The following is a 10,316-nucleotide window of genomic DNA, read 5'->3' as shown; positions in this document are numbered from 1 at the left end:
GAATAATAAATATACAGATGATAGCTTGACACTACATACTGACCTTTATCAAATTAATATGGCGGAAACGTACTGGGAAGATAATATGCATAATCGTAAAGCAATATTTGAGGTATTCTTTCGAAAACTTCCATTCGGAAACGGGTACGCTGTTTTCGCTGGTTTAGAAAGAATTATAAATTACTTAAAAAATTTCGGTTTTACTGAAAGTGATATTGCATATCTTCGCGATGAATTAGGTTATCAAGAGGATTTCTTGGAATTTTTAAAAGGTATAAAGTTTACTGGAACTGTCCGCTCGATGAAAGAAGGTGAATTAGTCTTTGGGAATGAACCAATGCTTCGAATTGAAGCACCTTTAGTAGAAGCCCAACTCATTGAAACAGCTATTCTAAACATTGTAAATTACCAAACATTAATTGCTACAAAAGCTTCGCGAATTAAACAAGTAGTAGGAGAACAAACTGCAATGGAATTTGGAACTCGTCGCTCTCACGAAATGGATGCAGCAATTTGGGGTACAAGAGCAGCATATATCGGAGGGTTTGATGCTACATCTAATGTACGTGCTGGAAAACTGTTTGGAATTCCTGTAGTTGGTACACACGCACACGCAATGGTTCAAGCATATCGCGATGAATATACCGCTTTTCATAAATACGCTCGTAGACACAAGGATTGCGTATTTCTAGTAGATACTTACGATACATTAAAATCAGGGGTGCCAAATGCTATCAAAGTGGCCAAAGAACTTGGCGATCAAATTAACTTTAAGGGAATTCGATTAGATAGTGGAGATTTAGCTTATTTATCTAAAGAAGCGAGAAAAATGTTAGATGAAGCAGGATTTATAGAAACAAAAATTATTGCATCCAATGATCTAGACGAAAAAACTATCACTCATTTAAAATCACAAGGAGCGAAAATTGATATTTGGGGAATTGGAACAAAATTAATCACAGCATTTGATTCTCCTGCTCTTGGGGCCGTTTACAAGCTTGTTTCCATCGAAGATAAGAACGGTGAAATGGTGGATACAATTAAAATCAGCTCCAATCCAGAAAAAGTATCTACTCCAGGTCTTAAGAAAGTGTACCGTATTATTAATACTATAAACAAAAAATCAGAAGGAGATTACATCGCGTTAGAGACAGAAAATCCAGCTGAAGAAGATCGATTAAAAATGTTTCATCCAATGCATACTTTTATTAGTAAATTTGTAACTAACTTTGAGGCTATAGAGCTACATCACGATATTTTCATAGAAGGTCAATGTGTATATCAATCTTCATCACTACAAGAAATCCAGCAATCCACAAAAGACAACTTAGATTTACTTTGGGATGAATATAAACGCGGATTAAATCCAGAAGAATATCCTTTGGACCTTAGTCAAAAGTGTTGGAACAACAAAATGAAGCATATTGAGGAAGTAAAACAAAAAGTTGGGGAGATGATTGGAAAATGAAAATAAATGAAATCGAATCAACTAAAAATATGGAGTACCTTCAAGAATTGAATCCAGAAAAAGATATTAATGGACTATTAAAAAAAGGGCGAAGAATTGGGATATATGGTTCATCATTCGATCCTATCACAAATGTTCATTTGTGGACTGCTTCTACTGTGGCACATCGTAAAAAGCTAGATTGCATTATCTTTTTACCTTCTACAAACAAGCGCATTGATAAGAAAATACAAACGACTGGTGATCACCGCGCTAAGATGATCAGTTTAGCCATACAAGATAATCCTAAGTTCATTCTGGACACTCATGAATTAAACGTATTACCAGGCAAACATTATACATACTATACAATGAAGCATTTTAGAACTATATTAAAAGAAGTAGAATTGTTCTTTATCATGGGTGCAGATCTTTTAGTAGATATCGCTGATGGAAAATGGAAGATGGATGAAGAATTAATAAGTGAAAATAATTTTATCGTTATGGCTCGCAATGGTATCGATATGCTCCAAACGATAAGTCGATCCGCTCTCCTTCGTAATTATGACGATGGTAGATTTCAATTGATCGATAAAGGATTAGCTATGGAAATTAGTTCTACATATATACGCGAAGAATTTTCTAAAGGTGGAGAACCGCGTTACCTTCTCCCGGATAGCTGCTACTATTACATCAAAGAAAAAGGTTTGTATCAATAATAGGGATTACATTTCATATAAAACGCTAAAAAGTGAAAGGGAAGATTTTAAAATGACAAGTTTACAACAAAAAATCATGTCGGACTTAAATGTGTCAGCAGTAATTGATCCTACTCAGGAAATTCGTAAAAGAGTGGATTTTTTAAAGAAGTATGCACTTAAAACAGGAGCAAAAGGCTTCGTTTTAGGAATTAGCGGTGGTCAAGATTCAACATTAGCTGGAAGACTTGCTCAACTAGCAGTAGAAGAACTGAGAGCCGAAGGACATAATGTAAAATTCGTGGCTATTCGCCTACCTTACGGAGTTCAAAAAGATGAAGCTGATGCACAAGCAGCGTTGCAATTCATTCAAGCAGATGAAGAACTTGTATTTGATATCAAAACTACAGTTGACGCTTTTGCAGAGCAATATAAAAAAGATGCAAAAGAGCAACTTACAGATTTCAATAAAGGAAATGTGAAAGCTCGTGTTCGAATGATTACGCAATATGCAGTAGGTGGTCAAAATGGCCTTCTTGTAATTGGTACAGACCACGCAGCAGAAGCTGTAACAGGTTTCTTTACTAAATACGGCGATGGTGGTGCTGACATTCTTCCGTTGGCTGGATTAACCAAAAGACAAGGAAGAGAACTATTGAAAGCTTTAGACGCTTCAGAAAGATTGTATTTAAAAGTTCCAACAGCTGATTTATTAGATAATAAACCACAACAAGCAGATGAAACCGAACTAGGAATTTCTTATGATGAATTAGATGACTATTTAGAAGGTAAGAAAGTATCAAAAGAAGTAGCAGAAGCGATTGAAAAACGATATTTAGCTACAGAACATAAACGACAACTTCCTGTAACTATATTCGATGGTTGGTGGAAGTGATAAAAAGCTGCGGGAATAACCGCAGCTTTTCTTATTTATCCTGCATGAAAATAGAGATTAGATCTCTAATTATTAAATAAGCTTATTTTTCCGAATGAATTTTCCTACCAGATATATAATTATATTAATATAATGAATTAGTGATGCAAGACCGTTATTTTTATCATTTAAACGGGAGTTAATTATATCAAAATACTTAAATTTCATCTGTAATTGTTTTATTGGTTATCTTTTTATTAACGGCATAAAGAACGTATGTTCTTTATGTATGATATAGAAGAAGATATACTCAATTTTTATATCTGTTGAAAGGGGATACTCTTAATGTGTAGAAAGGGCGAAAGGAAATCTAAATGCACGATGGAAAAGGCAGAAATGATTAAGTTATATTTAGAAGGTTCTAGCACATCAGACATCGCAATTTTAGCTAATGTTTCTTCTAGATACGTTCGCATGGTCCTAACAGATAACAATATTGAAAAGAGAGCGCGTGGAAGCTGAAAGCGTAAATATGATTTAAATGAAGATTATTTTAAAATTTGGTCTAACAACATGGCATATATTTTAGGTTTTTTCGTTGCCGACGGTGTAATAGCCAAAAACAGTCACACCTATTAGCAAATCCTGTGAAAGTATCGGAATCAAAAAAACAACATTCCAAAGTTGGATAAAAAACGATTTAGAATTCAAAAAACAATTTGAGCACCTGACCGAGATGCTCAACAAAGTTCAATGATTGATACTAAACAACAAAAAAAGACTAGTGCGTTTATAGAGTAATATAGCAAACGCACTAGTCTTTTTTTGTATTTCATCGTTCACTCTTAAATCCCAGAAGGGAAGAACAGCTCAAAATAACACTTACTTATTTTTAGTTAATTTATTTTTAACAGTTAACATAATATAAATTATAGGAAGTTGTAAAATGAAAGGAGTTTCTTATCTCTAAAAACAAGTAAACTATATATTTTGAGACGAAACGGAGATTTTCAAACCGATTTATAGCATGTTTAAAATAAGCTTTGAAATTATGGGATTTTAAACAAGTCACTATGAAGCCACTATGATTTCATTCAGCAAAATCCTTCACGCGCAGCCGGATAAATTTCATGCTAAATGATTAGATTCAAAATTTATATCGCATTTAAAAGTTTATATTTCAGCTTAGTTTTTATTCTATATTCGTTATCAATATCTTATTTTTAGAATGGACAAAGAAATGTGTCTTACATAGAAATTTGTCATAATTCAGCTCTAACCTATATTTTCCTTTGCTCGATTCTCATCAACTAGTTAACATAATGTATTTATAGAACAAAAAAATCCTCCCTTGTTATTTTAGGAAGAATTTTAATAAATGACTTGTATTCTATTAGATATAACCTTTTCTATAAAACCCGTATTTGCTATCTTTTCTGTTTGACGTATTAAATGTAAAATACCGCTTTTTCGATCATGATAGATCACTTTGCGCTCTTCATTTCGATATATTCGCACTAGTATTGCCAGTGTATCAACATCGCCTTGTTGTACGTAATAACTTTGCAGCAAGACTTCATTACTAATAATGTAGATTACATGAAAATTATTTGTTCCACTTTTTTTATTTCCAGTACGAAAATAGCATTGTTCTACGTATGTATATAAGTCTTGATCAATTCCAACAAATGTGATGGTTTGCTTGCTAAGGATTTGATTCAATATACAAGCTGTCCATAATAATGACATTTCTCCATGATTTTTATGATTACAATTCACAAAAAAAGCCTCATAGTCGTCAAATACAATCTTTTCAGCAATTTGAAATGTATTTCTTGCTTTTCTAATGCTTTCTCGCAATGGTTGTATGCAGGAAAATGCTTTTTCACTTGCGATTAAAAACTTTTGTTTCGCTTGTGCTGCTGCATATTCTACTTTAAGTAATTCATACAATTCACGCTCTTCTACATAAAGAACTGTATCAAATTTTGATAAATAAGCTAAATATCGCATTTCTAAATCCTCTGTAAGACGCATTTCTTTTGCAATTACATCTGTAATTAAGATAGGAATATCTTTCACATGTTCAAGAAATAACATTGCTTTATGCTGATAAAAAGCTTTCTCATGAGAAGAAATAGTTGATGTATCATATAAGAACACATGGCCTTTCTCTAAAATACTATCCATTATCTCTTCAAGGTCTGTAATGAAGTGTGTTTGCTGTTGGATAAAACTTTTTAGTTCTGAAGATGTCACTCTGCTGCCTCTCCCTTCATGTTATGGAAATACCCAATAACTTCTTCAAGAACTTGTTGGTTAGCTTGTTGTGCTGCATAAGGTAAAGCATGCTGATTCATTAACTTTTCTAGTTTTCCAAAGTTCACAACATTACTTCGTTCAATCATATAAGGATCTAACCCAAGAGCTTCAAATTCTTTATGATAATCAATTGTTTTATCAAAATATGTTTCCAATGTTTTTTCATCAATTAGGTACAATTCATAGAGACGAATAAGAATTGCTTTGTACGGCGCCTGAAAACGGCTCATACAAAGAAGAATCTTTGTGAATGTAGTTTCAAATTCATTTTCTGTACCCGTATAAAAAGCCTTTAACTCATGTTCATCAATTAATAGAACCGATGCAAAATAATCAGCTTTTCGTTCAGACTGGTTTTTATCAAGGCCTACATGAATAATATGTAATTGCTGCTTAAGCTCTTGAAACGAAATAAGATGATACAGTTCATGAAGCAGACTAAAATTTTGATAAATTCGAGATTGATATGTATTCACATAGCAAATATACTTATCCGTATTTGTAGAACGAATAAAGCCACCCAAAGACTGATCTTGAATGGGTGCCTCAATGAAAAAATGTTGTGTAGAAATATATTTTTTCGCACCTTCAATCATTGTCCAGCCTCTTGGGTGGTAATGCTGCAAATACTTTTTCATTAAATTTTCTACTTCAGACTTTATCTTTTGATTTTCTTCTAAAATTTGCGGGAGATCTGTAAACGAAAGCTCAGGCATGTGAATCACCTCTATCATAAATTTCAAGTAAGTCACAAATTTTTGTTAACTGAGCTAACCCTTCTTTTCCTCTTTCTGACAACAGATTACCAGCCGAAAAAGCGAAAGCCCTTCCCTCTAACTCTTGATTCAAATGATGAAACGAATCATTCATAAAAAACGTTTGTTCATGCCCTAAAGTATCAGCCAATTTAGCAGCAAAATCATAAATACCATTCATTCGTTTTCCATTTAGATAGTCAGAGAAGTTTGACTCAGACATATTCATACGTTTCGCTAAACGTTTTCTTTTTAAACCTTCTGCTTCAATATATTGATTCATATTACGTAAAATCATAGATTCTGAATTCATTTTTTCTCACTTCCTTCCTAACAGTATACTTCGTTATATGTATTTATTATACATTTAACACACGTAAAAAATCCATTTAAAGAGAACTATTGTAAAATTCATTTTCAGAAACAATTAATTTCCTCAATAATTAATCATAAAAATCCGCCTATAACGAATTTTTTTAATAAAAATACTCTTTCCGAGTTTATTCTCAAAAAGAGTATTGATCAGCCGATATTAACTCGGTTTACTTATCTTCATTCTTTGCGCTGATGGTGGACAAGTTAAATTGCGCTCGTAAATTTTTTTATTAATCATTTCAACCATTGCAGCAACTTCTTCCCTCTCCATGCATGATGTATGTAATTTTTCCTTTAACGCATCGATTTCTTTTGAAAGCTCAATCCACCTTGGTAAAATATGATTATCCTTCATCGTCTTGTATAGCTGTTTTTCTGGATTATAAGAGAGACTTTTATCAATTTGCAGTGGCTTTGCTTTTCCTACTAAATCATCAAATACACCTTCTTTTTGCGAGCGTTTAATAATCGAACTAATATGATCTTCATACGTATATGATCATACTTTTTCATCTTTCACTAAAATCTCTTGTTTCTTTAATGCTTTATCTAAATCTTTTTCTCTATCTTTCATATGTTTCTCCTCCCTTTTTATTATTTCATGGGTATTTTAAATTGTTGTAAGGACACTAATCCATGAGAAAACTGTTTATGCCACCACAATTCATCGTGACCACCAGGGAATTCAACATAGATGCTTTGATATTCTTTTTCTTTAAGTACTTGTGATAATCTCCTATTTGCTTCTAACAATGGTTTATTTTCTAATTCCCCAGCACTCATATAAGTATGTAATGGTAATGTGCTGCTTCTTTTAAATTGATTTTCGATCCAAGGGTGTGATTCTTTGTAATTTTCTTTTTTCCAATGTACAGAACCAGACAATGATAAAACGTTTCCGAAGAGATCTGGATATTGCAATGCTGCATAAAAAGCTGCTAAACCACCGAGACTGAATCCGCCAATTGTTATATGATACGGATTTGCATTAACATGATATCTTTGTTGAATCCACGGAAATAGTTCTTTTGCTAAAAACATATTCATTTCCTCATAAAATGTGAGTTCTGTAAATCAATCTACATGATCAATACCAATTAGAATACACGGTGGAATTTCCTTTGTATGTATAAGATGATCTAGTGTTACAGCTGCTGATAACGTCTGCAGCATAGAACTGCCATCAAACATGATAAGAAGGTCATAAGGAGCTTGTTCAGGTGAGTAATTATGCGGAGTATATATCCAAAGTTGTCGTTTATTCTTCAATATAGAACTATGAAACTGATTGGACTCATTAGTTTCTTCATTTTTTGCCTCCTTTTCTTTTTCTAACTCAATACTTATTTCAGTTATAAGTTGATTGTTTCCTTGCTATTTACTGTGGATATAGTGTATTTTTTGCGAACAAATTTTATGTTTAAGACTATATAGAATAAAGTATTAGACTATAAAAAACTTTACAAGCTAAAAAGATGTTTTCACGTCTAGAAAACACCTTTTTAACATAAATCCAGTTTCAAGAAGTTAAAGTGTACTAACCCAACATGTTTCTATGTCATGTTCTTGAATTTTTTTCATAAGTGTTTGTACAGCAGTATCCGGCATAACTTTATATCTTTTTAAATTTTCTTCAGTAGGTACAATCCAATAAAAATCCAGATGAGATTCTCTAGATTTAGGAGGTGTTTCCGCTTTTAATTTATCACTGTTAACTTTAAAGACATGATTAATTTCATAATGTAGTGTGTCTCCATCTCTCCACTGATTTTCAATTACGCCAAGGAACTTTTCAATTGAACAAGCAGTACCTATTTCTTCTTCCCACTCTCGTATAAGTGCATTTTCAACTGACTCACCTAATTCAATATGTCCTCCCGGTAAAAAAGAATGATGCCCTTTAAAATGTGCTACCAAAAGCTTTCCATCTTTTATAAGTACACCCCTTACAATGTGGTGAAAGCGAGTTCTCATACTTTGGCCCTCCTTATTTACTCATCAGATATTAAATTCTAATGTAAGAAGTCGAATTCCTTTGCCAGTTGAATATAGACGGGCATCGTTAGAGCTATTCGTTGTTTTTTTGTAAAAATACGGTAAATGAAATTAGCTTGAACGTAAGTTGTTCAAGCTAATTTCATTACAATGTTATGCTTTTCAATACAATCGCCCATTTTTACTTACTACTTCTGCTGCTTGTTCCCAATCATAAAGAACAAAAACTTATTCAAAAAACAACATTTTACAACTTTCTTCATCTAACAAAATATTATTTTACTTAATCCACTGTTTCAGCTGCTCAAATTGATTTTTGGCATCGTTATAACCAAGTTCATATAAATGAACTAATCTTTCTTTATTACGTTCCAATCCACTTGCAGGTAATTGAACACTTGGTTGTATAACAAAGAAATTCTCTTTTTGTTTTTCTGAATAAAGATAAGATATAGTATTATTATAGATTTCATAATGCTGGACAAGGTGATTTGCCACATTAGGATAGTGTCGATACAACCATTTCGCAATAAACGATAGCTTATTCTGTTGTTTTTCAAATCCTGCCGGTTTCGTCATAATGACCACATTTTTTTGAAATCCATCAGCCTGTGCTTTCTGAATCGGAATTGGGTCTGTAATCCCTCCATCTAGTAACTTTTTATCATCATATTCAACTGCTGGAGCAATAAATGGCACTGAACTTGATGCACGAATAATTTTTAAAATATCATTTCCATGTTCGTGTTTATTGTAATATACAGCTTCTCCTGTCTCACAATCAGTTGTGCCAATAACAAACTGTTCTGCCCCGTTTTGGAATGTGTGAAAATCAAATGGAACAATTTTGTTAGGTACTTCATCAAATAAAAAATCCATGCCAAACAATTCACGTTTTCGTAAAAAATTTCGAAATGATATGTAACGTGGATCGCTTACAAGTTCCGTGTTTACTTTCTTATTTCTTCCTTTTTGACGAGATAAATACGTAGCAGCCATACAAGCTCCTGCTGAAACACCTATTACATAAGGAAAATATAGATCTTTTTCCATGAAAAATTCTAATACACCTGCTGTATAAAGGCCTTTCATTCCTCCGCCTTCTAAAACTAATCCGATATTATTCATATATTGTCCCTCTATCATATTTTAAATTCGTAGTGTATAAAAAGTTCTTACACAAATATATTAGCATAAGATATTATGATGAAATATTAAATTGTTTCATTGCAATTGACAATTAATTCTTATGTCGAAAAGTAAGAACCCGCTTTTCTATTACATGTTACAATAAAAGAAGCTCATTCTATACATAAAGGAGGAATTTATAATGGGTTTATTTAGTGGTTTTTTAGGAAATGCATCTGATGCAGATATAAGTAGCGTAGAACGTGATCTACAAGCGATTATGTTAGACGATGAGCAAGTAGATCACGCTTATAAGTTAATTCGTGATTTAGTTGTATTTACAAATCGCCGAATGATTTTAGTAGACAAACAAGGTATGACTGGTAAAAAAACAGAATATCATTCTATTCCATATAAAAGTATTACACAATTTAGCATAGAAACAGCTGGTCACTTTGACTTGGAGGCTGAATTAAAAATTTGGGTATCAAGTATGCATGATCCAATTACGAGAGAATTTCGAAATGACGATAGTGTTTACAACATTCAAAAAGCGCTTGTACTTTACACGACAAGACAATAAAAATGTATTTTTATACAAAAGATAAAGTATTTACCCCGTATATTTTGGAACAACATACATTATTTTTGATTAAAAATACAAAAAAAACAAAAAAGGACTATTTCTATCACAAGATAGTCTTTTTTTTATTCTATCATAT

Annotated in this window: 9 protein-coding genes and 3 pseudogenes; 5 read left to right on the top strand and 7 right to left on the bottom strand. The window is 32.5% G+C overall.

The genetic code is table 11. The features are described from left to right. The 4 genes and pseudogenes from LRP84_RS21855 to LRP84_RS21840 all read left to right on the top strand — a co-directional run. The coding region (locus LRP84_RS21855; RefSeq protein ID WP_230577011.1) for a nicotinate phosphoribosyltransferase at positions 1–1,468 on the top strand (1,468 nt) is incomplete at its 5' end. Then, a complete protein-coding gene (nadD, locus tag LRP84_RS21850; RefSeq protein WP_230577010.1) occupies positions 1,465–2,166 on the top strand; it encodes a nicotinate (nicotinamide) nucleotide adenylyltransferase in 702 nt (233 codons plus the stop codon). The genes LRP84_RS21855 and nadD, both read left to right, overlap by 4 nt. 52 nt (positions 2,167–2,218) lie before the next feature. Further along, positions 2,219–3,040, top strand: coding sequence for an NAD(+) synthase (gene nadE, locus LRP84_RS21845; protein ID WP_230577009.1), 822 nt, complete (start codon positions 2,219–2,221; stop codon positions 3,038–3,040). Positions 3,041–3,364: 324 nt separating this feature from the next. After that, positions 3,365–3,646, top strand: a pseudogene (locus LRP84_RS21840) (helix-turn-helix domain-containing protein); the annotation flags it as partial. Between the two features lie 744 nt (positions 3,647–4,390). Here LRP84_RS21840 and LRP84_RS21835 read toward each other — a convergent pair. From LRP84_RS21835 to LRP84_RS21805, 7 genes and pseudogenes are all read right to left on the bottom strand, one after another. Next, entirely contained in the window at positions 4,391–5,278 is an 888-nt protein-coding gene (locus LRP84_RS21835) for a hypothetical protein (RefSeq protein WP_230577008.1), read from the bottom strand. Next, positions 5,275–6,057 carry an ImmA/IrrE family metallo-endopeptidase gene (locus LRP84_RS21830; protein WP_230577007.1) on the bottom strand — a complete coding sequence of 261 codons (783 nt, stop codon included), beginning with the start codon at positions 6,055–6,057 and terminating at the stop codon, positions 5,275–5,277. The genes LRP84_RS21835 and LRP84_RS21830 overlap by 4 nt, the downstream gene beginning before the upstream one ends. Next, positions 6,050–6,409, bottom strand: coding sequence for a helix-turn-helix domain-containing protein (locus LRP84_RS21825; RefSeq protein WP_230577006.1), 360 nt, complete (start codon positions 6,407–6,409; stop codon positions 6,050–6,052). The genes LRP84_RS21830 and LRP84_RS21825 overlap by 8 nt, the downstream gene beginning before the upstream one ends. A 219-nt stretch (positions 6,410–6,628) precedes the next feature. Then, positions 6,629–7,045, bottom strand: a pseudogene (locus LRP84_RS21820) (DnaJ family domain-containing protein). 20 nt (positions 7,046–7,065) lie between these two features. After that, positions 7,066–7,767, bottom strand: a pseudogene (locus tag LRP84_RS21815) (alpha/beta hydrolase); the annotation flags it as partial. A 231-nt stretch (positions 7,768–7,998) separates the two neighbouring features. After that, complete coding sequence (locus tag LRP84_RS21810; RefSeq protein ID WP_230577005.1) at positions 7,999–8,445, bottom strand: NUDIX domain-containing protein; 447 nt, start codon at positions 8,443–8,445, stop codon at positions 7,999–8,001. Positions 8,446–8,745: 300 nt separating this feature from the next. Then, the gene (locus LRP84_RS21805; RefSeq protein ID WP_230577004.1) at positions 8,746–9,594 is read right to left on the bottom strand and encodes a patatin-like phospholipase family protein; all 849 of its coding nucleotides are present in this window, start codon (positions 9,592–9,594) and stop codon (positions 8,746–8,748) included. 202 nt (positions 9,595–9,796) lie between these two features. Here LRP84_RS21805 and LRP84_RS21800 point away from each other — a divergent pair, with 202 nt between their 5' ends. Then, positions 9,797–10,177 carry a PH domain-containing protein gene (locus tag LRP84_RS21800; RefSeq protein ID WP_230577003.1) on the top strand — a complete coding sequence of 127 codons (381 nt, stop codon included), beginning with the start codon at positions 9,797–9,799 and terminating at the stop codon, positions 10,175–10,177. Positions 10,178–10,316 lie beyond the last annotated feature (139 nt).

Source organism: Bacillus rhizoplanae (assembly GCF_917563915.1).
Classification (GTDB): Bacteria; Bacillota; Bacilli; order Bacillales; family Bacillaceae_G; genus Bacillus_A; species Bacillus_A rhizoplanae.
Note: the sequence above shows the minus strand (reverse complement) of the source record. Positions and strands in the feature narration are given on the sequence as shown.